At 53.2% G+C, this 248-nt stretch carries 1 protein-coding gene; it reads right to left on the reverse strand.

The genetic code is table 11. The features are described 5' to 3' along the window. Positions 1-248: response regulator transcription factor (locus tag Q4563_RS21625; RefSeq protein WP_303605992.1), on the reverse strand; the 248-nt coding region annotated here is incomplete at both ends.

The raw sequence follows: 248 nt of genomic DNA on the forward strand, positions 1-248 counted from the left end.
TGTTGAGCCTTCTTGATGGATTCGGAACGGCTTTTGGCACCCAGCGCCATAAAAATAGCGCTGATATGGCTTTTGATGGTGGCCACACTCAGACTCAATTGAGCAGCGATTTCGATATTGGAAAGCCCCTTGCACACCAGTCGCAGGACCTCGAGTTGACGTGGTGTCAGGTTGTGCAGCGAGGCCCATTGTTGATCCGACAGCGAGGCCAGATCCTGTTCGGCATCGATCTCGGTGCAATACACCAG

The sequence above is a fragment of the Gilvimarinus sp. 1_MG-2023 genome (assembly GCF_030548285.1).